Origin of the sequence: Nonomuraea sp. NPDC050328, assembly GCF_044459405.1 — a bacterium.
Lineage (GTDB): Bacteria > Actinomycetota > Actinomycetes > Streptosporangiales > Streptosporangiaceae > Nonomuraea.
Genome location: NZ_JBITIW010000006.1, coordinates 288842 through 311683, shown reverse-complemented (window position 1 = coordinate 311683; position 22842 = coordinate 288842). Strand labels below are relative to the sequence as shown.

At 71.6% G+C, this 22842-nt stretch carries 20 protein-coding genes and 3 tRNA genes; 14 read left to right on the top strand and 9 right to left on the bottom strand.

Annotated elements, in window-relative coordinates; all coding sequences use genetic code 11:
* Window positions 1–24 precede the first annotated feature (24 nt).
* A complete protein-coding gene (locus tag ACIBG7_RS24075; RefSeq protein WP_357927860.1) occupies window positions 25–741 on the top strand; it encodes an IclR family transcriptional regulator in 717 nt (238 codons plus the stop codon).
* Between the two features lie 34 nt (window positions 742–775).
* Window positions 776–2506, top strand: coding sequence for a hypothetical protein (locus ACIBG7_RS24070; RefSeq protein WP_397337654.1), 1731 nt, complete (start codon window positions 776–778; stop codon window positions 2504–2506).
* Between the two features lie 4 nt (window positions 2507–2510).
* Here ACIBG7_RS24070 and ACIBG7_RS24065 read toward each other — a convergent pair whose 3' ends face one another.
* Window positions 2511–2897, bottom strand: coding sequence for a YchJ family protein (locus ACIBG7_RS24065; protein ID WP_357927863.1), 387 nt, complete (start codon window positions 2895–2897; stop codon window positions 2511–2513).
* 89 nt (window positions 2898–2986) lie between these two features.
* Entirely contained in the window at window positions 2987–4543 is a 1557-nt protein-coding gene (locus ACIBG7_RS24060) for a hypothetical protein (protein ID WP_397337653.1), read from the bottom strand.
* Window positions 4544–4671: 128 nt separating this feature from the next.
* Here ACIBG7_RS24060 and ACIBG7_RS24055 point away from each other — a divergent pair, with 128 nt between their 5' ends.
* Window positions 4672–5025: a hypothetical protein gene (locus ACIBG7_RS24055; RefSeq protein ID WP_397337652.1), complete on the top strand. Its 354-nt coding sequence runs from the start codon at window positions 4672–4674 to the stop codon at window positions 5023–5025.
* 72 nt (window positions 5026–5097) lie between these two features.
* On the opposite strand, the gene ACIBG7_RS24050 is transcribed toward ACIBG7_RS24055, so the two are convergent.
* The 3 genes from ACIBG7_RS24050 to ACIBG7_RS24040 all read right to left on the bottom strand — a co-directional run bounded on the left by ACIBG7_RS24050 (window position 5098) and on the right by ACIBG7_RS24040 (window position 5376).
* Window positions 5098–5173 (bottom strand) — tRNA-Glu (locus tag ACIBG7_RS24050).
* Window positions 5174–5196: 23 nt separating this feature from the next.
* Window positions 5197–5269 (bottom strand) — tRNA-Glu (locus ACIBG7_RS24045).
* Between the two features lie 35 nt (window positions 5270–5304).
* A tRNA-Gln gene (locus ACIBG7_RS24040) sits at window positions 5305–5376 on the bottom strand.
* Window positions 5377–5556: 180 nt separating this feature from the next.
* Here ACIBG7_RS24040 and ACIBG7_RS24035 point away from each other — a divergent pair.
* The 3 genes from ACIBG7_RS24035 (at window position 5557) to ACIBG7_RS24025 (ending at window position 9029) form a co-directional block, all read left to right on the top strand.
* Window positions 5557–7530 carry a M3 family metallopeptidase gene (locus tag ACIBG7_RS24035; RefSeq protein WP_397337651.1) on the top strand — a complete coding sequence of 658 codons (1974 nt, stop codon included), beginning with the start codon at window positions 5557–5559 and terminating at the stop codon, window positions 7528–7530.
* A 75-nt stretch (window positions 7531–7605) separates the two neighbouring features.
* Entirely contained in the window at window positions 7606–8154 is a 549-nt protein-coding gene (locus tag ACIBG7_RS24030) for an RNA polymerase sigma factor (protein ID WP_397337650.1), read from the top strand.
* Window positions 8154–9029: a CU044_5270 family protein gene (locus ACIBG7_RS24025; RefSeq protein WP_397337649.1), complete on the top strand. Its 876-nt coding sequence runs from the start codon at window positions 8154–8156 to the stop codon at window positions 9027–9029. Before ACIBG7_RS24030 ends, ACIBG7_RS24025 begins: the two co-directional genes overlap by 1 nt.
* A 47-nt stretch (window positions 9030–9076) precedes the next feature.
* Here ACIBG7_RS24025 and ACIBG7_RS24020 read toward each other — a convergent pair whose 3' ends face one another.
* The 3 genes from ACIBG7_RS24020 to ACIBG7_RS24010 all read right to left on the bottom strand — a co-directional run bounded on the left by ACIBG7_RS24020 (window position 9077) and on the right by ACIBG7_RS24010 (window position 12137).
* Entirely contained in the window at window positions 9077–9886 is an 810-nt protein-coding gene (locus ACIBG7_RS24020) for an NAD(P)H-binding protein (protein ID WP_357927875.1), read from the bottom strand.
* Window positions 9887–10012: 126 nt separating this feature from the next.
* Complete coding sequence (gene gltX / locus ACIBG7_RS24015; RefSeq protein WP_397337775.1) at window positions 10013–11344, bottom strand: glutamate--tRNA ligase; 1332 nt, start codon at window positions 11342–11344, stop codon at window positions 10013–10015.
* Between the two features lie 28 nt (window positions 11345–11372).
* The gene (locus ACIBG7_RS24010; RefSeq protein WP_397337648.1) at window positions 11373–12137 is read right to left on the bottom strand and encodes a fumarylacetoacetate hydrolase family protein; all 765 of its coding nucleotides are present in this window, start codon (window positions 12135–12137) and stop codon (window positions 11373–11375) included.
* Window positions 12138–12259: 122 nt separating this feature from the next.
* Here ACIBG7_RS24010 and ACIBG7_RS24005 point away from each other — a divergent pair, with 122 nt between their 5' ends.
* The 6 genes from ACIBG7_RS24005 to ACIBG7_RS23980 all read left to right on the top strand — a co-directional run bounded on the left by ACIBG7_RS24005 (window position 12260) and on the right by ACIBG7_RS23980 (window position 18735).
* Window positions 12260–13720, top strand: coding sequence for an N-acetylmuramoyl-L-alanine amidase (locus ACIBG7_RS24005; RefSeq protein ID WP_397337647.1), 1461 nt, complete (start codon window positions 12260–12262; stop codon window positions 13718–13720).
* 35 nt (window positions 13721–13755) lie between these two features.
* Complete coding sequence (locus ACIBG7_RS24000; protein WP_397337646.1) at window positions 13756–14205, top strand: hypothetical protein; 450 nt, start codon at window positions 13756–13758, stop codon at window positions 14203–14205.
* A 73-nt stretch (window positions 14206–14278) separates the two neighbouring features.
* The gene (locus ACIBG7_RS23995) at window positions 14279–15388 is read left to right on the top strand and encodes a hypothetical protein (RefSeq protein WP_397337645.1); all 1110 of its coding nucleotides are present in this window, start codon (window positions 14279–14281) and stop codon (window positions 15386–15388) included.
* Window positions 15351–16574 carry an amidohydrolase family protein gene (locus ACIBG7_RS23990; RefSeq protein WP_357927884.1) on the top strand — a complete coding sequence of 408 codons (1224 nt, stop codon included), beginning with the start codon at window positions 15351–15353 and terminating at the stop codon, window positions 16572–16574. Before ACIBG7_RS23995 ends, ACIBG7_RS23990 begins: the two co-directional genes overlap by 38 nt.
* Window positions 16574–17182, top strand: coding sequence for a nitroreductase family protein (locus ACIBG7_RS23985; RefSeq protein ID WP_397337644.1), 609 nt, complete (start codon window positions 16574–16576; stop codon window positions 17180–17182). The genes ACIBG7_RS23990 and ACIBG7_RS23985 overlap by 1 nt, the downstream gene beginning before the upstream one ends.
* Entirely contained in the window at window positions 17167–18735 is a 1569-nt protein-coding gene (locus ACIBG7_RS23980) for a hypothetical protein (RefSeq protein ID WP_397337643.1), read from the top strand. The genes ACIBG7_RS23985 and ACIBG7_RS23980 overlap by 16 nt, the downstream gene beginning before the upstream one ends.
* Before the next feature lie 4 nt (window positions 18736–18739).
* On the opposite strand, the gene ACIBG7_RS23975 is transcribed toward ACIBG7_RS23980, so the two are convergent.
* Complete coding sequence (locus ACIBG7_RS23975; RefSeq protein WP_397337642.1) at window positions 18740–19324, bottom strand: HD domain-containing protein; 585 nt, start codon at window positions 19322–19324, stop codon at window positions 18740–18742.
* 194 nt (window positions 19325–19518) lie between these two features.
* On the opposite strand from ACIBG7_RS23975, the gene ACIBG7_RS23970 reads away from it, so the two are divergent.
* Both ACIBG7_RS23970 and ACIBG7_RS23965 read left to right on the top strand, forming a co-directional pair.
* On the top strand, window positions 19519–21162 hold the full coding sequence (locus ACIBG7_RS23970) for a heparinase II/III family protein (protein WP_397337641.1): 1644 nt from the start codon (window positions 19519–19521) through the stop codon (window positions 21160–21162).
* Between the two features lie 45 nt (window positions 21163–21207).
* Complete coding sequence (locus ACIBG7_RS23965) at window positions 21208–22755, top strand: N-acetylmuramoyl-L-alanine amidase (RefSeq protein WP_397337640.1); 1548 nt, start codon at window positions 21208–21210, stop codon at window positions 22753–22755.
* The last annotated feature ends 87 nt before the right edge of the window (window positions 22756–22842 follow it).

The window sequence follows — 22842 nt, the reverse complement described above, 5'->3', positions numbered from 1 at the left end:
ATGCTGAGACGGCAGTATCGGTGTATGGACAACTCTAGCGGAGTCGGCGTACTCGACAAGGCCGTTTTGGTGCTCAATGCGCTGGAGGCGGGTCCCGCCTCGCTCGCGCAGCTCGTCGCGGCGACCGGACTGGCCAGGCCCACGGCCCACCGGCTCGCCGTCGCGCTGGAATTCCACCGGTTCGTCTCCCGTGACACCCAGGGGCGGTTCGTGCTCGGCGCGCGGCTGTCGGAGTTGTCCACGGCGGCCGGGGAGGACCGCCTGCTGGCCGTGGCCTCGCCGGTGTTGACCCAGCTCAGGGACCTTACCGGCGAAAGCGCACAACTCTATCGCCGCCAGGGCGACGAGCGGGTGTGCGTGGCCGCCGCCGAACGGGCCAGCGGGCTGCGCGACACCGTGCCGGTGGGCTCGGCGCTGCCGATGCTGGCCGGGTCGGCCGCGCAGATCCTGCTCGCCTGGGAGGAGCCCGACCGCCTGCACCGCGGATTGCGTGGCGCGAAGTTCACCGCGGCCACCCTCGCCTCCGTACGGCGGCGCGGCTGGGCCCACAGCGTGGGCGAGCGGGAGCAGGGCGTGGCCAGCGTCTCGGCTCCCATCAGGGGAAACGGTGGCAAGGTGATCGCCGCGGTCTCGGTCTCCGGTCCGATCGAGCGGCTGACCCGCACCCCCGGGCGGCTGCACGCGGTGCCGGTCATGGCCGCCGCGGAGCGCATCACGGAGGCCATGCGGCGCTCGTCCTGAGAAAATCGAGTGCGCGACGCACTAGCCTGGTCGGGTGACAGATCGCATCGAGGTAGCCGCCACTGAGCTGCGACCCCTGCTCGAGGAGTTCATCGTCTGGGCCCGCCACAACGTGCCCGACTGCTCGCCGGATCTCGTCGGGCCCGCCGCGCTGTGGCACCGGCTGGCCTTCTCCGACGACGTCCGCACCTGGAAGAGCGAGGACCTCCGCGGGCTCCTGCTGGACCGCCTGCCTCAGGTGATCGACGACCCCGACGCGGCCGCCGACGGTCTCGTCCACGCGCTCGATGCCTACCTGACCTTCCTGTCCGGGACGGGGCGCCTGTCGCCCGAGTCCGACCCGGTCGACCAGCTGCGCGGCGAGCTCCTCGATCTCGAGGACGAGTTCGTCGACGCGATGGAGGAGATCGAGGTCGAGGACGAGGAGGACGACGAGGAGGAGGAGTACACCGACCTCGGTGACTTCGAGCTGTTCGCCGACGAGCTGGCCGACCTGCCGGTCGTCCGGCTGCGCTCCGACGCCGAGCTGGCCGACGCGGCGCGTGCCGTACCGCTCATCGCCAAGGCCCGCGACCTGGCCCTCTGGGTCGGCCCCGCGCGCCGGGTGGGCGAGGAGAGCCTCCTTTCCGACGACGAGGTCGAGGAGGCGCTCGCGGTGGTCGGGCTGCCCCGGCCCGCCGCCTCCGGGCCGCTGGCCCAGGCGGTCCCGCAGCTCTGGAGCATCTGGAACCTCGCGGTCGACCTGGAGTTCCTGGAGCCCGGCGACGACGAGACGGTCAGCGTCCGCGCCGACACCGCCGACTGGCCCTTCGACGACGACGATGACGTGCTCGACGCCTGGTCGCAGGGCCTGCACTCGGTCGACTACGCCGACCCCGAGCTGCCCGACGACGACTACACCGAGGCCCTGACCGGGCTGACCCGCGGGCTGCTCATCCGGCTCCTGCTGGCCGGCGGCTCCGCCGAGATCGCCGCGCTCCGCGCCGACCTCGCCTCCGCCGCCGCCGAGCTCGACGACCTGGGCGCCGACGCCTGGGCCGCCGCCACCGAGCTGTACGGTGACCCGCTCGCCCCGGTGATCGACTGGCTGGTCGGCTACGGCATGGTGAGCGTCACCAAGACCACCGCCACGCTCACCCCGCTGGGCGTCGACGGCGTGGTCCACCTGGTGGACGACGCCGACATCGACATCGACGCCCGCCCGGCGATCGACACGATGAGCGCCCTCGACCTGCTCTCGCTCAGCGCCGACCTGCCCGAGGAGGAGGCCGACGCGGAGCTCGCCGCCTGGATGGAGCTGCGCGACCCGGCCAAGGCCGCCTCCGAGCTGCTGGACGCCGCCGCCTCCGACGCCAGTGACGCGCTGATCCGGGTGCAGGCGGCCAGCGTCGTCGGCTCGCTCGGCGAGGCCGGCATCCCGGCCTGGCGGGCCGCGCTGGCCCAGCCCTCGCTGCGCCCCTACGCGGCCACCCACCTCACCCAGCTCGGGGTGGCGGACGCGCCGGAGCCCACGCAGGAGGACACCCACTGGCTGATCCTGGACATGTGGACGATCTCCGCGGGCCTCGGCCGCGAGGAATTTGTCAGCAGTTTGCAGGACATCGGGCCCGACCTGCTCGACGGGCTGCTGGAGGTCGTCTGGCGCATCCCCCACGCGCACGTGGAGGAGCTGCTCGACCTGATCTCCCAGGTGCACCCCGACCGCCAGGTGGCCAAGGCCGCCAAGCGGGCCCTGTTCAAGGCCCGTTCCGCGGCCGGCAGGTGAGCCGCTAGGCCACGTCGCCGTCGAGGTAGAGCCAGGCGCCGTCCTCGCGGGTGAAGCGGCTCTTCTCGTGCAGCTCGCCCTCGGCCCCGCGGTGGCTGTAGCGGGCGGTGAAGGTGACCGTGCCGGTGCTGTGGAAGGCGCTGCCCTCGGTGGTGGCCTCGATCTCCAGCCCGGTCCAGCGCATCCCCCGCTCCAGGCCCACGCGGGCGGGGCGGGTGCGGGGGTGCCAGGTGCGCAGCAGGTACGGCTCGTCGCCGAGGGCGAAGGCGGTGTAGCGGGAGCGCATCAGCGCCTCTGCGGTGGGGGCGAGCCTGCCCGCGTGGTAGCGGCCGCAGCAGTCGGCGTAGGTGGCGGGCAGGCCGCAGGGACAGGGCGCGGTGGCTCGGGACATGCTCCCATTGTCGCCGGACCGCGCGCCCGTCTTGTCGCCGGACCGCGCGCCCGTCCGAGCAGGTCGGACCGCGCGCCCGTTCGGGCCGGTCAGTCCACGGGCACCAGGTCGGGGCCGAGCAGCCGGCCCTGTTCGGGGTGCGGGTGGGCCTGGTCGTGGTGGGAGTGCACGGCGTACCACACGACCACGTTCGCGCCGTTGATGTTCTCGCTGTTCAGGAACCGGTTGAGCATCGCGCGGTTGCGCGGGTCCGGGTCGCCGTCGTACAGCTCGGCCGGATGGTGCCGCAGGAACCACAGGTCGGCGATGCCGTAGGCGTCGGCGGTCCCGTCGAACTCGCCGGGATGGATCTGCCAGCCGGCCCCCGACGACTTGTCCCGCACCTGCCACCACCGGATGTTCGGCCGCCGCTTGCGCGAGGTCTCACGGACGATCGGCTCGGGGACCGGCACCAGCTCGCCGGTCTCGTTGACCTGCTCGACCAGGTCGTTCTCGGCCCCGGCGACGTCGAAGTCGAAGCGCCAGTAGGCATGGTGGCGGTGGACCTTGCAGGTGTGCTCGTTCTTGGTGGCGGCGAAGCCGAAGCGGGGCTTGATCGTGCCGTCGTCGGTCAGCCGCCAGTCGGAGGAGTAGCGGTACCAACCGGCTTCGAGCTCGCTGACGATGCGCAGCTCCTCGCCGTCGTGGTGGAAGGCCACGCCCTGGAAGTTGCCGGCGTCGGTGCTGGGCCGTTCGAGGATGGTCTGCGGCGGGCGCGGGCACAGCCGCCAGCCGCGGCCGACCGGCTCGGTGCCGTTGGCGGAGAACTTGGTCTCGATGCTGACGCCGTCGCGGAAGGTCTGGTCGATGGTGAGGTACTCGACGTTGAGGATCGGCAGGTGCGCCTGGCGCAGCACCAGCCGCCCCCGGTAGCGGACGTTGCGGAGCTCGACGCCGCCGCCCATGCCGGTCTGCGGGGCCGAGGCCCGCGGGCGCACCACGACCAGGTTCCACAGCTCGGTGCCGCCGCGCAGCACCCGCACCCGGACCTGGTCGGGGCCCGACTCGTCCCAGACGCCGCCGACCGCGTCCGGGACGCTGTCCTCGCAGTCGTGCATCGGGTGCAGCACCACCCCGGCCGGCGTCCAGTCCACCTCCCCGGCCAGCGGGTCGACGGCGACGATGCGGTGCCGGACGCCGGTCGGGTCGGACGGCGTGTAGATGCCGAGCGTGGGCCGGCGGACGGTGGTGCCGTCCGGCCGTTCGAGGTCGGCCAGCGGCGGCATGGGCCGGTAGACCAGCACGTCGTCACCCGCCGGGAAGCCGGGGTCGGCGCGCAGGATCTCCGCCGCCGCCTCCTGCTCGGCGGGCGTGGGCCAGGGCCGGTGCGCGCTCGGCCGCACCTCGGCCCGCTCGGGCGCGTCCAGCGTGCCCCGCAGCTCGACGCCGCGGTTGCCGACCGGGTCGAAGACCGTCGCGCGGAACGGCGCGTCCGGGCCCGGGTCGTGACCCAGCGGTACGGCAGGCGACAGGTGCAGCCGCCCCGCGTCGGCCACCTCCAGCTCGGCGAGGACCTGCGGGTGGGCGGTGACGACCTGGCGTAAGTCCTCGGCGCTGAGCCCGGCCTTGGGCACGGCCTCCAGCAGGACACGGATCTCATCGGACACGGTTTTCCCCTTGATCGACGATTGGGCCCCGTGCCCTTCCTACCCCGGCGGGCCACCGAGCGGAAGACGTCGAAAGCGCGAACAAAGCGGCGACCCTCATCGTGGCTGCACGACGAAGGGAGCAGGACATGCGCAAGATCGGGAGAATCGCGGTGGCGGCGCTGGCGGCGGCCGGGGCCCTGGCCGTCGCCGGGCCGGCCGCCGCCGAGCCGAGCCAGTGCGGGACCAGGACCTCCGACTCGGGAGGCGGTGGCGACTGGGACGCCGGCGTGCACCCCAACGGCCGGTACCTGTCCTACATCTACGGCACCTGGTACAACTGCGGCGGCTCCGGCACCGACCGGGTCCGGGTCAGGATCGACTACGCACCCGACGGGCCCTGCCTGTCGGTGCCCGCGCGGTCGGCGCTGAGCTGGTCGACGACGCTGCAGTACCCGGGACTGGAGATGCGGCCGCGCTACGCCGGCTGGTACCGCTGCTGAGAAACCGAGGCTGAGAAACCGCTGCTGAGAATGCGGAAAGCGCAGCACCCCGTGGGAGTGCTGCGCTTTCGTTGGTAGTCCCGACCGGATTCGAACCGGCGCTACCGCCTTGAGAGGGCGGCGTCCTAGGCCACTAGACGACGGGACCAAGCTTGTGAACGACGATCTGAGTAGTCCCGACCGGATTCGAACCGGCGCTACCGCCTTGAGAGGGCGGCGTCCTAGGCCACTAGACGACGGGACCGTGTCACAAAAGACAACCCTTGCGAGGCCGTCTAGCTGGGGTACCAGGACTCGAACCTAGAATAACTGAACCAGAATCAGTCGTGTTGCCAATTACACCATACCCCATCGCTACCAACCTCGTGTTTCCCCGCAGGGCTCCGAGGCGCTTGGCGACGTCCCAAACAATAGCCGACGTTGGCGCGTGACACCAAAACGATTGCCGGACCCGGTCCACGCGGTGCTATTGCACGTGCGGCAGCGTGCCAAGCTAGAGGGGACAAAATCACCCCGTGAGGAGCCCGAGCGTTGACCGACAACCCGTTCTTCGCACCCAGCGGCCTGCCGTACCAGCTACCGGATTTCGCCTCGATCCGCGAGGAGCACTTCCTGCCCGCCTTCGAGCGCGGCATGGCCGAGCACCTGGCTGAGGTCGACGCGATCACCTCCAGCGGCGAGGCGCCGACCTTCGACAACACCATCGCCGCGCTGGAGCGCTCGGGGCAGATCCTGCGCCGCACGGCGACCATCTTCTTCAGCCTCGCCTCCTCCGACGCCACGGACGGCATCCGCGAGATCGAGAAGGAGATCGCGCCGCGGCTGACCAAGCACAGCGACGAGATCAACCTCAACCGCGAGCTGTGGGCCCGGATCAAGCAGGTCGCCACCGAGGACGCGGAGGAGGCCTGGCTGCTGGAGCGCTACCGCACCGACTTCATCAAGGCCGGCGCCGACCTCGACGAGGCGCAGCAGGCCCGCCTCAAGGAGCTCAACGAGAAGCTGTCCACCCTCACCACGGACTTCTCGCAGAACGTGCTGAAGGCCACGTCCGAGTCCGCGCTGGTCGTCGAGGACGCCGCCGAGCTCGACGGGCTGGACGAGGCGCAGATCAAGGCGATCGAGAAGGACGGCAAGTACGTCCTCCCGCTGCTCAACTACACCAACCAGCCCGCGCTGGCGCAGCTCACCAACCGGGCGACCCGCGAGAAGCTGTACACCCTCAGCGTCGAGCGCGCGCCGGAGAACTTCGAGCTGGCCGCCCGGATCGCCGAGATCCGCATCGAGCGGGCCAACCTGCTGGGCTACCCCGACCACGCGGCCTACATCGTGGCCGACCAGACGGCCAAGACCGTCGACGCGGTCGAGTCCATGCTCGCCCAGCTCGTCGGCCCCGCCGTACGGAACGCCAAGAAGGAGGCCGAGGCGCTCGAGGAGCAGGCCGGCCACCCGATCGAGCCGTGGGACTGGTCGTTCTACACCGAGAAGGTGCGCAAGGCGCGCTACGACCTCGACGAGGCGGCCATGAAGCCGTACTTCGAGCTCGGCCGGGTCTTCGACGACGGCATCTTCTTCGCCGCGACCAAGCTGTTCGGGATCACCTTCACCCCGCGTCCCGACCTCAGGGGCTACCACCCGGACATGAAGGTCTGGGAGGTCTTCAACGAGGACGGCTCGGCGATCGGCCTGTTCCTGCTCGACCCGTACGCCCGCCCCACCAAGCGTGGCGGCGCGTGGATGAACAACCTGGTCGACCAGTCGTTCCTGCTCGGCGACAAGCCGGTGGTGATGAACAACCTCAACATCACCAAGCCGGCCGAGGGCCCGACGCTGATGACGTTCGACGAGGTCGAGACCGCCTTCCACGAGTTCGGGCACGCGCTGCACGGCCTGTTCTCGCAGGTGCGCTTCCCGCGCGTCGAGGGCACCAGCGTGCCGCGTGACTTCGTCGAGTACCCCTCGCAGGTCAACGAGATGTGGGCGACCTGGCCGGAGATCCTGGCCAACTACGCCAAGCACTACGAGACCGGCGAGCCCATGCCGGGCGAGCTGATCGACAAGATGCAGGCGGCCGAGCAGTTCAACCAGGGCTTCGCGACGCTGGAGTACCTCAAGGCGACGCTGCTCGACTGGTCCTGGCACCGCCTGGCCACCGGCCAGACGGTCGCCGACGCCCGGGCCTTCGAGGACGAGGCGCTGCGCGCGGCCGGCGTGGACTTCCCGCTGGTCCGCACCCGGTACCGGACGAACTACTTCCTGCACATCTTCTCCGACATCACCGGCTACAGCGCCGGCTACTACTCCTACATCTGGAGCGAGGTGCTCGACGCCGAGAGCGTCGAGTGGTTCAAGGAGAACGGCGGGCTCAAGCGGGAGAACGGCGACCACTTCCGCAAGACCCTGCTCTCGGTGGGCGGCAGCATGGACGCGCTGGCCGCCTTCCGCGCCTTCCGTGGCCGCGAGCCGCGGATCGAGCCGCTGCTCAAGCGCCGCGGCCTGGTGTAACGACGTGGCGTGAACTCTTCTCGGGGGCGGCGGTAAGTACCCATGACCGCTCACCCCCGAGAAGGGTTGCCATGCATGACTCTCACCCGCGAAGTCGCACAGTCCGACGACGCGAGTCTCATCCATCACTCGCTCCGTGAACCGGAGATCTTCGCCGTCCTGTTCGACCGGCACGCGCCCCTGCTGCACCGCTACGCGGTCCGCCGCCTGGGGCCAGACGCCGCCGAGGACGTGGTGGCCGACACCTTCCTGGCCGCCTTCCAGAGCCGGGAGCGCTACGACGCCGCCCGGCCCGACGCCCGGCCGTGGTTGTACGGCATCGCCTCCAACGTGATCGGCAAGCGCCGCCGTACCGAGCTCAACCTGTACCGGGCTTACGTGCGCACCGGCGTGCACCCCTTCTACGAGCTGGAGGACGGCGTCTCCACGCTGGCGGTCAACCGGCCGCTGGCGAGCGCGCTGCTCGGTCTCAAGCGAGCCGATCGTGACGTGTTGCTGCTGGTCGCCTGGGCCGACCTCACCTATGACGAGGTCGCGCAGGCGTTGGCCATCCCGGTGGGAACCGTCCGATCCCGGCTCAACCGGGCCCGTAAGAAGATCCGCGAGACCCTGGGAGCCGACTGATGGACGAGCTCAAGACCCTGTGGGCGGAGATCCCGCCCGCCGACCGCCAGACCCTGGACCCCGCCCGCCGCAGGCTGCTCGACGGCATGCGGGCCGGTCCGCCCCGGCGCGGGCGGCCGGCGTTCCGGTTCGCGGTCGCAGGGGGGCTGGCCGCGGCCCTGACCGCCACCTTCGTGGTGGTCCAGATCGGCGCCGACCCGGCGCCGGCCAGCGCGCAGGACGTGCTGGCCCTGGCCGCCGAGGCGGCCGCCGCCGAACCCGACCTGGCTCCACGGCCCGGCCAGGTGGTGCACTCGATCGGCCGGGACCGCTTCTCGGCCACCGACTCGGAGCCGCGGGAGGACTGGGTCCCGGCCGACTGGTCCACCCGCGAGTTCATCATGCGGCAGGGCGAGCAGGTCACCCTCCACAAGCTGTGCGGCGACAGCTTCGACCGCACGATGGGCACCACCTACGCCGACATGGCGCGGTGGCCCACCGACCTGCCCGCGCTGCGCGAGCGGGTACGGCAGGCGGTGGCCGAGCACCCGGCCGAGCCGGACAAGCGGGAGATCTACACCCTGACCAAGCTGCTCGACCGGGCGGCGGTACGGCCCAGCCTGCGCGCCGGGCTGTTCCAGCTCGTCTCGGAGGTCAAGGGCGTCCGGCTGCTGCCCAAGGCCACCGACGCCCTCGACCGCACCGGGGTCGGCGTGGCCACCCCCGACGGGGCCGTGCTCGTCTTCGAGCCGGAGACCTACCGCTACCTGGGGTTCAACGTCCTGGACGCCAAGGGGGAGCTGGTCTCCGGGCACGCGGTGCAGAAGGTGGAGGTCCTGGACAAGCTGCCGATGGAGCTGGTCAACTTCCGCGACCCGAACTGCATCCCGGCCTGACCCGCGCGGCCGATGCGGGCCGGTCCCGGCTCGCATCGCGGGGCGCGTCAGCGGAAGGCGTCGGCGTTCTCGGCCGCCCACTGGGCGAAGGTGCGCGGCGGGCGGCCGGTGAGGTCCTGGACCGTGCTGGAGGGCTGGTAGGCGTCCTCCGCCACCTCGCCGAAGACGCGGATCTGGAAGTCCACCATGTGCTCGGGCACGCCCTCCCTGCGGTACTTCTCCCGGAGCTGGTCGACGGTGAGCTCGACGAACTCGATCTCCCGGCCGATGGCCTCGCCGAGCAGGCGGACCTTGGCCGGGATGTCCAGGCGCTCGCCACCGGTGAGGCCGTAGGACCGGCCGGTGTGGCCGTCCGAGGTGAGGACGACGGCGATGACCGCGCCGATGTCGCCCTCGTGCACCATGACGGTCTTGGTCGAGGCGAAGGCCTCCTCGATGCGGTTGTGCTTGCGGACCGGCTCGGCCCAGGCCAGGGCGTTGGACATGAACTCGGTCGGCTGGATGTAGGCCCAGTCGAGGTCGGAGGCGCGCAGGGCGGGCTCCAGGGTGCCCTCGCCCCAGCTCGACAGCAGGGTCACCTTCCGGCCGGCCAGGAGCTGGACGATCTCTTCGCCGTTGCGCAGCGGGGTGTAGTCGTCGCCGCTGACGTCGATCAGGTGGACGGCCCGCACACCCTCCAGGGCGGCGGCGAAGGAGGCCAGGTCGGTCAGATCGCCCTGGACCACCTCGACCTCGGCGGGGAAGGCGGCCTTGGCCGGGTTGCGGGTCATCGCGCGGACCTGCTGGCCCCGCTCCAGGAGCTCGCGGACTACGTGGCGGCCGACGGCGCCGGTGGCGCCGGTAACGAGAATCGTCATACCGCATACGGTAGGAACTATTGCGGCAAGGTTCGTTCCGCGATTCACCGGCCTTTCCCGGAGATCCCCGAAAAGCCGAACACCGGCCGGTGCCTCACGCGCCGGCCGGTGTCCTGGGGTCAGGGGTCACGCCGTCAGTCTGGCCAGCGCGGCACGCACGCGGTCGACCGACTTCGCCCGGCCCAGCACCTCGATCGACTCGAAGAGCGGCAGGCCGACCGTGCGGCCGGTGATGGCGACGCGGACCGGGGCCTGGGCCTTGCTGAGGCCCATGCCCACCGCCTCGCCGACCTCCAGCAGGGCGGCCTTGATCGACTCGGGGTCCCAGTCGACCGTCTCCAGCTTGGCCAGGAAGCCGGTGAGGATCTCGACCGGGTTCTTCTTCATCGCCTTGTCCCACGAGGCCTCGTCGAAGACGGGCTCGTCGAGGAAGAGGAAGTCGACGTTCTGCCGGATCTCGCCCAGGACGCCGATGCGGGTTTGGGCCAGCGGGGCGACCTTGCTGAACAGCTCGGCGTCCCAGGTGGGGTCGAGGTAGGGCAGGCAGCGCTCCTCGAAGGTCTCCAGCGGCAGCGCCCGGATGTACTCCCCGTTGAAGGCGCGCAGCTTCTTCTCGTCGAAGAAGGCGCTGGCGGAGTTGACGTTCTCCAGCTTGAACAGCGGCATCATCTCGGCCCACGGCATGATCTCGCGGTCGTCGCCGGGGCCCCAGCCGAGCAGCATGAGGTAGTTGACCATGGCCTCGGCCAGGTAGCCCTCGTCCCGGTAGGACTCCAGGGCGACCTTGTCACGGCGCTTGGACAGCTTCTTGCGCTGCTCGTTGACGATCACCGGCAGGTGCGCCCAGACCGGCGGCTCCTTGCCGAGCGCGGGCCAGAGCATGACCTGCTTGGCGGCGTTGCCGAGGTGCTCCTCGCCGCGGACGACGTGGGTGATCCCCTGGGTGATGTCGTCGACCGCGTTGGCGATCACGTACAGCGGGGAGCCGTCGGTGCGGGCGATGACGAAGTCTTCCTGCGCCTCGTTCGGGAACTCCACCCGGCCGCGGATGACGTCCTCGACGACGGTGACGCCCTCGTCGGGGGTGCGGAAGCGGACCGCGCCCTCGGTCAGGCCGCGCTCACGGCAGTGGCCGTCGTAGCCGCGGTGCTCGGAGCCGGTGCGCGCGACCAGGTCCTCGCGGGTGCAGTCGCAGTGGTAGGCGCGCCCGTCGGCCAGGAGCTTGGCGACCGCCTCGCGGTGCTGCGGCTCGAAGGCGGACTGGAAGTAGGGGCCCTCGAACACCTTGTTGGTGCCGTTGATGCCGATCCAGTCGAGCGCCGAGATGATGCCCTCGGTCCACTCCGGCTTGTTGCGGGTGGCGTCGGTGTCCTCGACGCGCAGCACGAAGGTGCCGCCCGACTGTTCGGCCAGCGCCCAGTTGAACAGTGCCGTGCGGGCGCCGCCCACGTGGAACATGCCGGTCGGGGAGGGCGCGAAGCGAACCCTAATCACGGGAGACCACCTTGTTCGTCAGGGTGCCGATGCCCTCGATGCCCACGCTGACCTCGTCGCCGACCTCCATCGGGCCCACGCCCGCGGGGGTGCCGGTCAGGATGACATCGCCGGGGATCAGCGTCATGACCGCGCTGACGTAGGAGACCAGCGCGGGGATGTCGTGGATGAGCTGGCTGGTGCGTCCGCTCTGCCGTACCTCGCCGCTGACCGTGGTGGTCAGGGCGAGGTCGGACGGGTCGAGGTCGGTCTCGATCCACGGGCCGATCGGGCAGAACGTGTCGAACCCCTTGGCGCGGGTGAATTGCACGTCCTTCTTCTGCAGGTCGCGCGCGGTCACGTCATTGGCGCAGGTGTAGCCGAAGATGACGTCCTTGACCCGCTCGACCGGCACCTCGCGGCACAGGCGGCCGATGACGACGGCCAGCTCGCCCTCGAAGTCGACCCGCTCCGACAGCGCCGTCGGGTAGGCGATGGCCTCGCCCGGCCCGATGACCGAGGTCGACGGCTTCATGAAGATCAGTGGCTCGTCCGGCACCTCGTTGCCCAGCTCGCGGGCGTGCTCGGCGTAGTTGCGCCCGATCGCCACGACCTTGCTCGGCAGCATGGGCGCCACCAGCCGCACCTCGGCCAGCGGGAACCGCTCGCCGGTGAACTGGATCTGGTTGAACGGGTGCCCGGCGACGGCCGCGATGAACTCGCCCTCGACGACGCCGAAGGACACGCCTTCCCCTGTGGAGAACCTTGCGATACGCACCCGTCAAGGCTATCGGCCCCCACGTGTCAAGCAGTCATACCCCAATCGTCACATGAGGCGATATTTCCCCAACCCCCTCCGTAGGGTGCACGCGTCATCACCCCTCGAAGGGAGCTTTCCCCATGTTGACCGCCCGGCTGGCGGCGGCCGTCACGCTGCTGCTCGCCCTTATCCAAGCGCCGGGCCACGCCGTCTCGGCGGGCCCGCTCACCGAGGCCTTCGCCAGAGCCTCCGCCGCGTATGACGTGCCAACCGACCTCCTGGTTGCCATCGCCTACACCGAGACGCGCTTCGACGGGCACGACGGCCGGCCCAGCGCCAGCGGCGGTTACGGCGTCATGCACCTGGTCAGCCCAGGCCCGCTGGAGAAGGCGGCCGAGCTCACCGGCCAGCCGGCCGACAAGCTGCGCACCGACACCGCCGCCAACATCTACGGCGGCGCCGCCTACCTCGGCTCCCTCGCCGGGTCCATCAACCGTGACGACCCGACCGCCTGGTACTCCGCGGTCGCGCAGTACGGCGGAGCCGAGGCCGAGGAGGTCAAGCGCCTGTACACCGACTCCGTCTACGACGTCCTGGCCAACGGCCTGTCGGCCACCGTCGGCAGCGAGACGATCACCGTGCTCGCCAACCCCATCGAGCCGCAGCGCGGCGACCTGGAGGACGCCCGCAGCTTCGCCCAGGTGGTCAGCGCCGACTACCCGGCCGCCCACTGGGTCGCCGCCAGCCCGCGCAACTACACCTCGGCCGGGCGGGCTCCGATCGACCGCATCGTCATGCACGTCACCCAGGGCTCCTACGCCGGCTCGATCTCGTGGTTCCAGAACCCGCGGTCCCGGGTCTCGGCGCACTACGTGATCCGCTCCAAGGACGGCGACATCACGCAGATGGTCCGGCACAAGGACGTCGCCTGGCACGCCGGCAACAGCGGCTACAACCGGCGCTCGATCGGCATCGAGCACGAGGGCTACATCAACAACAGCGGCTGGTTCACCGACGCGATGTACCGCGCCTCGGCGGCGCTCACCAAGGCGTTGTGCGAGAAGTACCGCATTCCCAAGGACCGGCGGCACATCATCGGCCACAAGGAGGTGCCCGGCGCCGACCACACCGACCCCGGGCCGCACTGGAACTGGAACCGCTTCATGCAGCTCGTCAACGGCGGTCCCCCGCCGGGCAACCCGAGCGCGTGGAGCCTCGTGGTGGACCGGCCCACCGGCAGCGCCAACTGGGGCAGCTCCACCTTCTCCGGGCAGAAGCTCGGCAAGGACTACCGCTTCGCCAGCCCGGCCCGGGTGGCCGACGCCGCGTGGTTCAAGGCGGCGGTCCCGAACGCCGGGACCTACCGGATCGACGTGTGGTACCCGTCGAACGCCGGGTACAACTCGGCGACGCCGTACCTGGTGAGCACCGCGAGCGGGGTGCAGACCGTCACGGTGAACCAGCGGGCCGGCGGCGGGTCCTGGCAGAGCCTGGGCTCCTTCAAGCTGAAGGCGGGCAGCCAGAACCTGGTGGCGGTGAGCCGCTGGACGAACGGGACCGGGTACGTGATCGCCGACGCGGTCCGGATCACGAAGACCTAAAGGGAATCGATAACGGTCCTCGCTAGCGTCGGCGCATGGATCACGACGAACCGCCGGCGCCACGCCGGGCTCTGCTCGCCGTGGCGGTGGCGGCCGTCGTGGCCGTGGGTCTGCTCGGGGCGACCCATCCGGCGCTGTGGCCGGACGGGCGGGCGTGCGCGGGGTTCTTCCGGGCGGTCATGCCGGCCGAGGTGGCGCAGCCGTCGTCCCGGCCGTCCAGGGCCCCGCTGGCGGTGCCGACGGCGCCGGAGGACCTCTTCGGCGAGCCGCTGGAGCTGGACGTGGAGCTGGAGGATCTCGACCGGCTGATCGAGGAGATGGAGCAGCGGAAGAGCGCAGAGGACCGGCGGCGGCGGCGCGAGGTCCTGGCCGTGGCCGCGCAGGCCGACAGCCCCGAGCTGCGGGCCGCGCTGGAGCAGGCGGCCGGTCCCGCTCCGGCCGACTGGCTGGCCGGGATGGAGAAGGTGGGCACCCTCTGTGGCTGAGCACACCGGAGCGGGGCAACCCGCGACAGAGCCGGTCGGGACGAGGGAGGCCGGGGTCACTCGGCCGGCGCATGTGAGTCTGCCGCGGGCCAGGAGGATGGGGCTGGCGGTCGTGCTGGCGCTGATCGCCGCCCTGGCAGGTCTCGGGATCCTGGCCCAGTTCCTCCGCCCCCACCTGCCGGACGAGCTGAGCTTCCTGTCCCTCCTGCTGGGCTACCCGCTGACGCCCCGCCCGGAGAACTCCGTCCCCCGGCTGATCTGGCTCGCGGTGGCCGCCGCGGCACTGCCCCTGGTCTGCTACTGGCTGCTGGTCGGCCTGCGCCGGGTCCTGCCGCCGAGAGGGGCGCTCTTCGCCGCCTTCATGCTCGGCTGGGCGTGCACGGCGATGGGGATGCTGGTCAGCGGCCCGCTCGCGCTGTGGGGAGTGGGCGGGTACTGGCCGGGCTACATCGGCCAGCCCCTGCCGGTCAGCCTGACGGGCCCGGGCTCCGGGATGTGGCTGCTGGCCTTCGGCTGGATCGGCGGAGCCGCCGCGGCGGTGACCTACGCCCGCACCGCGCGAGCCGTACCACCGGCAGCGGAGGTGCCGACCAACAGCAGGCCGTACGCCACGGCAGGGGTCGCGGCCCTGGTGCTGACCTTGTTGCTGCTGGCCACGGGGGCGATGGCGCGGAACCGGGCGATCGCCAAGGACGTCCTCAACCCGCTGTTCGCGCTGCGCTTTCCCGAGCCGCTCAGCTCCTCCTGGCTGCCGGACGACGACCCCACCCGGCACGTGCTGCTGGACGTGGTCGCGCTGATGGCCCTGATCGTCTTCGCCGCGGTCGCGCTCATGCTCCTGCTGGGGACAACGCTCCGCCGGGTACGGCCGCGCGGCTCGGGCAGCGCGGTGTTCGTGCTCGGCTGGGGCTGCGCGGTCCTGGTGACCGGAGCCACCGGGCTGCTGCGCGAGGGGGCGTTCTTCCTGGCCGACCGGTTCACCTCGGGCACCACCAGCGTCTGGAGCGCGTTCGGGATGGCCGACGGGGTGAACGCCGGCCTGCTCACCGGCTGGCTGGTGGGCCTGGTGACGCTGACCGCCCACCTGTGGCTGCGGCCCGCGGAAGGATCTACCCCGGAGACGGACACGCCGCTAGATTTCGCCCATGACCCGAATCTCGGCAGACCTTCTCATCCCAGGTGACGGCGAGCCGGTACGGCACGGCACCGTCGTCCTCGACGGCGGCACGATCGCCTACGCCGGGCCCACCGAGCAGGCCCCGCCGGGCGAGCCCGGCCTGCACGTCCCGGTGGTCATGCCGGGCCTGTGGGACTGCCACACCCACCTGCTCGGCATCACCAGCCTGGAGCCGGGCCGGATGGCGACGGTACCCGCCCAGCTCCGCGCGGCCCGGTGCGCGGGCGACCTGCGCGCCGCCCTGGACGCGGGCGTCACCTCGATCCGCGAGGTCGGCGGGCTGGGCGTCTACCTGGCCGCGGGCGTCGAGGACGGCTCGCTGGAAGGGCCGTCGATCTACGCGGCCGGCGCGATCCTGTCCACCACCGGCGGGCACGGCGACTTCCACAGCCTGCCGCTGTCGTGGGTCGAGGGCCACGTCCAGGACAACGGCGAGATCCGGCTGGCCGACGGCCCGGACGAGTGCGCCCGCGCGGTGCGGGAGCAGCTCAGGCGCAACGCCAAGGTGATCAAGGTCTGCGCCTCCGGCGGCGTGCTGTCCGACGTGGACCACCCGATCCACCAGCAGTTCACCGGCGCGGAGCTGCGCACGCTGGTCGAGGTCGCCGCCATGGCCGACCGCGCGGTGGCCGCGCACTGCCACGGCAAGCCCGGCATGATCGCCGCGCTGGAGGCCGGGGTCACCACCATCGAGCACGGCACCTACCTCGACGAGGAGGTCTGCGACCTGATGGTGGAGAAGGGCGCGGCGCTGGTCGCCACCCGGACCATCATCGAGGAGCTCCTGGAGGACGGCACCGTGCCCGCCCTCTACCTCGACAAGCTCAAGACCATCGCCGAGACCCACGCCGACGCCGTCGCGCTGGCGCACTCGCGGGGCGTCACGCTGGCGATGGGCACCGACATCTCGGTCAGCGGCGCCGGCCGCCCCAACTCCTGGGGCCGGCACGGCCGCGAGCTGCCCCGCCTGGCCGCCTGCGGGCTGACGCCCCTGGAGGCGATCCGCACCGCCACCGCCAACGGCCCGCTCACCCTCGGCCCGCAGGCCCCGCGCAGCGGCGTGCTGGCCGCGGGCTACGACGCCGACGTCATCACCCTGGCCGCCGACCCGCTGGCCGACCTGTCCGTGCTGGCCGACCCGCGCAATGTCACCGGCGTCTGGAAGGCTGGGCGTCAGGTGAAGGGAGCCTGATGGAGTTCCAAGAGGTGGTACGGCGGCGCCGCATGGTCCGCGACTACGATCCCGACCGGCCCGTCCCCGAGGAGGTGCGCGAACGGATCCTGGCCAACGCGCTGCACGCCCCCTCGGCCGGGTTCAGCCAGGGCTGGGCCTTCCTGGTCCTCGACACGCCCGCGGACGTCGAGCGCTTCTGGGAGACCTCGGTCGAGTCGCGCGGCGACGACCCGTGGCTGGCCGGGCTGCGGCGGGCGCCGCTGCTGATCATCCCGTTCTCGCACAAGCAGGCCTATCTCGACCGGTACGCCGACGCCGACAAGGGCTGGACCGACCGCGACGAGTCGCGCTGGCCGGTCCCGTACTGGGACATCGACACCGGGTTCGCCTCGTTGCTGATGCTGCTCACCGCGGTCGACTCCGGGCTCGGGGCGTGCTTCTTCGGCATCCCGCCGGGCGAGCGCACCACCCGGGTGAAGGCGGCCTTCGGGGTGCCCGAGGCGTACACGCCGATCGGGGTGATCAGCGTGGGGTACCGCGCCCAGGACCGGCCCTCGCCCTCGCTCAAGCGGGGCCGCAAGCCGGTGGACGAGGTCGTGCACCGGGGAGCATGGGGCACGCACTGAAGGCGCGTCACGCGTTGAGCCGGCTTCGCCGGGGGCTGGCGGCCGTCCTCCTGGCGGCGGCGGTCGCCGGTTGCTCGGGCGGGGCCGCCGCTCCGGCGCCGGGGGCCGCGGCCCGGCCGCCCGGCGGTCAGCAGGGCGGCTGCGCGCCACGGGATCCGCGGGTGGCCGCGCCGTACCCGATCTCGGGGTACTGGGTCTCCCCCGATGCCGACGCCTGCCGGACGAGGCGGACGGTGGAGGCGATGCACCGGATCGGGGCGGACACGATCGTGGTCATGGGCCAGCGGCTGCTGCCCGGAACGGGCGCGGCCGGGTGCGTGGTGGACGGGCAGCCGTGCGACCGGCTGGCCGGGGTGCGGCGGGTGTTCGGTTACGAGGCGCGCGAGGACATGGGCGACGCGCTGCTGCGCTGCCCGGGCGTCGACCGGAACGTGCCGGGCGGTTTCCAACTGCTGTTCGTGCCGTGCGAGGGCACGCAGCGGGACCTCATCATCGTGCGGGTGGCCGACGACGGCGTCGGGCACCTGCTGCGCGAGGCGGCGGCGTTCGGGATGAAGGTCTTCCCCGGGCTGCCGACGGCTCCGGCGCAGGAGGGCCGGCCCTGGCTGCCGGACCTGTCGGCGATGGCGCCGCTCAAGGCGCTCACCGAGCGGGTCGCCGCGCGCTACCGGGGACGGGCCGAGGTGGCCGGGGTCTACCAGGCGTTCGAGATGTCGATGCGCGAGCGGCTGCGCGACGACCCGGTGCTGGCGCTCTACCGCGACCAGCACCGGAGCGTGGCGCGGGCGCTGCCGGGCGGCACGATCCTGGTCAGCCCCTACTTCCACGCCCACACCGACCGCGGCTTCCCGCCGGCCAAGGTCGCCGCGGGGCTGGCGCAGCTCGGCGCGACGCGGGCGGGCTCGCCGATGGCGGTGGCGGTCCAGGACGGGCGCGGCACCGGCAAGGTCGGCGTGTTCGGCGGCGACCAGGTCGAGGAGCCGGTCGAACCGGGGCTGGTGCCCGCGGTGGGGCAGGTGCGCAACGGGCAGGCCTACCAGGGCTCGACGGGCGACTACTTCGCGGCGGCGGCGCGGCGGCCGGTCGAGGGCGTGGAGCTGTGGATGAACGTGGAGGTGTTCGAGCCGGCGCCGGAGGCCGGGCTCTGCTCCCGGCCGGACGGCCCGCAGCGGGGCCGGGCGGCCAAGGAGCGGGTCGACCGGCAGCTCGCCGCCGCGGCCGGCCGGGTCGGCAAGGTGCTCTCCTATGCCTGGGACCCCTACCTGATCTGCACCGAGTCGGGCCGGCCGCCGCTGGCCGCGGAGATCGAGGCCCGCTGGGCCGAGCCGATCGTCTTCGGCGCCGAGCGGTCGGGGTCCGGGGTGGCGTTGCGCGGGCACCGGCTGGAGGGGGCGGAGCTGACCTTCAGCTACCGCACCACCTCGGGGACGACGGCCTCGGTGCCCGTGCGGGGCGGCGCGGTCGTGCCGTTCGAGCCGGTCGGCCTCGACCCGGCCCAGCCGTGGGTCCGGGCCGGCACCGCGCGGGTCTGGCACACCTTCCGCTGGGAGTGAGCGGCTAGCCCTGTTCCAGCGGGTTGCGGGCGAGCTTGCCGGCCAGGCCGCCGCGCACGAAGACGGCGGCCAGGCTGTCCGGCTTGCGCTCGGCCTGCGCGGCGAAGCAGCCGGCGAACTCGGTGGCCAGGTCGAACCGCGGGTAGGCGGCCAGCACCCGCGCCCGCAGCGGGCCGGGCAGCTCGTCGGTCTGCCGTCCGGAGATGTCCATGGCGGTGGACAGCTCCAGCAGGAAGCTCTCGGGATCCTCGGCGACGTCCACCTTGTCCCACATGTGGCGGATGATCACTTCGCCGGCCCGCACCCGGCGCTCGACCGGCCAGCCCGCGCCCGCCCCGAAGACCCAGGCGACGTTCGCCCCGGCCTCCTCGAACGTCAGCTCGTGGTTGTCGAAGGCCTGGGCCAGCCCGATGTCGTGCAGCATCGCCGAGACGAACAGCAGCTCGGCGTCGTAGCCGATGCCGTGCTCGGCGGCATACCACTCGGCCCACAGGTAGGCCCGAACGGAATGGTTGAGCAGCGACGGGGTGTGGAAGGCGGTCGCTACTTCGAGCGCCGCGCGGCAGGCGGGACTGTCCGGGAAATTCACCCGGCCAGTCTGCCAGGCGAGGTCAGGGCACAGGAGCGGCCGGGTGGCCATGACCGGAAGGGATCGGGCCGGGCGGCCGAGGCGCTCCTGCGAGTCCGGTGGGAGGGCGGTAACGATCCGGCACTCAACTTGACCAGTTACCGGATAACCGGAAAGCATGTTGCGCCGCCCTCAGCCCCGGAAGGACCCCTCGCGTGCGCCGCCTCGCCCTCCTCCCCCTCGCCGTGTCCCTCGCCGTCGGCGGGCTGAGCGGGGTCGCCGCCGCCGAGAGCGCGCCGGTGAAGCGGACCGCGCAGTGCCAGGGCGACTGGATCCCCGGCACGCCGACCGCGGACGAGGTGATGCGCGGCGAGCTGTCGCTGGTCGGCCTGCCGCCGATCAAGCTCGGCAAGAAGATCGACTGGGACGCCAGCCCCTACCGCAACCGCTCGTGGGAGTACGTCTTCCACTCGCTGCGCTGGATGGGCACGCTGGTCGTGGCCTACGAGAACTCCGGCGACGAGAAGTTCCTGGAGCGCGCCAAGGAGATCACCGCCGACTGGGCCGCGCGCAACAAGCCGGGGGCGGCTCCGCCGTACGTGTGGAAGGACCACCCGACCTCGCTGCGCACGCAGGCGCTGGTCTGCCTGAGCATGCACGTCAAGGAGGACTGGCTCAAGAGCAGCCTGGCCCAGCACGCCAAGCTGCTGAGCAACCCGGCCCTGTACAAGAAGGGCCACAACCACGGCATCGACCAGGACATTGCGCTGATGGCGATCGGCTGCCGCTACAACCGCGCCGACTGGTCGAGGCTGGCCGTGCGGCGGCTCACCGAGACGGTCGAGATCGACGTCGACTCGCAGGGCGCGCTGCGCGAGCAGGCCCCGCGTTATGCCGTCTACGTCTACGGGCGCATCCAGGTGGCGCTGGAGAACATGCGCGCCTGCGGCGTCAAGGCGCCGGGCGCGATCGTGTCGCGGGCCGAGTCGCTCAAGGACTTCATCGCGCACTCCACCCAGCCCAACGGCTACATGGCGCCGCTCGGCGACGGCAGCGCCGAGACCGAGCCCAAGATGGAGACGGGCACGCCGGCCTCGAAGGTCAAGGTCTACCGCGCCGGTTACGTCTACGGCCGCACCGCGTGGGGCAAGCCCGAGTCGGCGTACTACAGCATCCGCTTCGGCCCCGGCATGAAGTTCCACGGCCACGAGGACCACCTCGGCGTCACCTACTACGCCCAAGGCCGCGACATCCTGGTCGACACCGGGTTCCACTCCTACGAGCGCAGCAAGTACCGCTTCTGGACCATGTCCCCCGAGGCGCACAACATCCCGACCGTCGTGGGCGAGCGTTTCCGCCCGCGTACGGCCAGCACGCTGACCAGGGCCACGTACGGCAAGGACCGGCAGAGCTTCCGCCTGACCGACAAGGCCTACGGTGTGGCCCGCAACCGCGCGGTGCTGGTCAACCACGACCAGGACCTGATGGCGGTCAAGGACAGCGCCGCCGGCGGCCGGCAGGTCAGGAACATCTGGCGCTTCGCCGACTCCCTGTCGCTGGTCTCCCGCGAGAAGGGTCACCTGGTGCTGGGCGACGGGAAGTTCAAGGTCTCGCTGGTCCAGCTCGCGGGCTGCACCGCGGTCGGCGGCCAGAAAGTGGAGCGCGGCGGCGGTCTCGGCTGGGTGTCGCCGACGTACCTGTCGAAGAAGCCGGCGACCGTCGTGGTCTCCCCGGCGGCCAAGGAGCTGGTGACCATCGTGGTGCCCGGCGTGGAGGACCCGAAGGTGTCGTGCTCGGGCGGCCGGGTCACCGTCCAGACGGCGACTGGGCCCGTCAGTTTTTCCACAAGCTCGATGTAATGTCAATAATCGACATCTGACCAGGGTTCGCCGAAACTTTCTTTCATGCGAACCCCTCGCTTCACGCTGTTATCCGTGATGCTCGCCACGCTGCTGACGGCTCCGGCCGCAGCCCACGCCGTGACCGTCACCGCGACGGTCACCACGACGGCCGCCACGACCTCCGCCACGACCTCCGGCCCGCTCAACGCCGCCTTCGAGCGCGCGGCCCGGGCCCACGACGTCCCGCGCGACCTGCTGGCCGCCATCGCCTACAACGAGACCCACTTCGACTCGCACGACGGCAAGCCCAGCGCCTCCGGCGGCTACGGTGTCATGCACCTGGTCAGCAACCCGTCGGTCAAGGCCCTGGAGAAGGCCGCCTCGCTCACCGGCCAGCGCGCCCGCGCCCTGCAGCGCGACAACGCGGCCAACATCCTCGGCGGCGCCGCCCTGCTCCGCGCCTACGCCACCGAGCTCGGCCTCACCACGAACGGCGACATCGGCGGCTGGTACCAGGCCGTCGCCCGCTACAGCAACGCCAGCGACCCGGCGGTCGCCCGGCTCTACGCCGACGCCGTCTACGCCACCCTCGGCACCGGCCTGACCGCCGACGCCACCGGCGAGCAGATCGCCATCCCCGCGCAGCCCTTCATCGCCGACCGCGGCGCCTACGCCGAGGCCGCCGACCTCGCCGCGCTGGCCGCCGCCAGCCCCGACTACCCCAACGCCTCGTGGGTCCCGGCCAGCTCGTCCAACTACACCGCGGCCAGCCGCGAGTCGGACTACGCCATCGACCGGATCATCATCCACGTCACGCAGGGCTCCTACGCCGGGGCGATCTCCTGGTTCCAGAACCCGTCCGCCCAGGTCTCCGCGCACTACGTCATCCGCTCCAACGACGGCGCGATCACCCAGATGGTCCGCGACAAGGACATCGCCTGGCACGCCGGGAACTGGACCTACAACACCCGCTCCATCGGCATCGAGCACGAGGGCTGGGTCAGCCAGGCCTCCTGGTTCACCGACGCGATGTACCGCTCCTCGGCCGCGCTCACCGCGCACCTGGCCAACCGCTACGGCATCCCCAAGACGCGCAGCTACATCATCGGCCACAACGAGGTCCCCGGCGCGACGCACACCGACCCCGGCCCGCACTGGGACTGGAACAAGTACATGGGCTACGTCACCGGTGGCGGCGGCACGAGCTGGTCGACCATCGTGGACAACGCCACCGCCGGCCGCTTCACCGCCAGCGCCAACTGGGGCACCTCGACCTACTCGGCCCAGCGCTACGGCGCCGACTACCGCTTCGCAGACCCGGTGGCGGCCAGCGACCCGGCCTGGTTCAAGGCGAACATCCCGAGCGCCGGGACGTACAAGGTCGAGGTCTGGTACCCGGCCGTGTCCGGGTACAACCCGTCCACGCCGTTCATCGTCGCCACCTCCAGCGGCAACAAGACCGTCTACGTCGACCAGTCCACGGGCGGCGGCGGCTGGCGCAGCCTCGGCACCTTCAGCCTCACCGCGGGCGACCATGACGTGGTCGGCGTCTCGCGGTGGACCGGCGGGGCCGGGTACGTGATCGCCGACGCGGTCCGCATCAGCAAGTAGGCCCCCAGCTCGGCCCGCCTTTCCGGCCGGGGGCCGCCGGTGTCGCACCGGCGGTCCCCGGTCTCCTTACAACGCTTCCTGACAGAA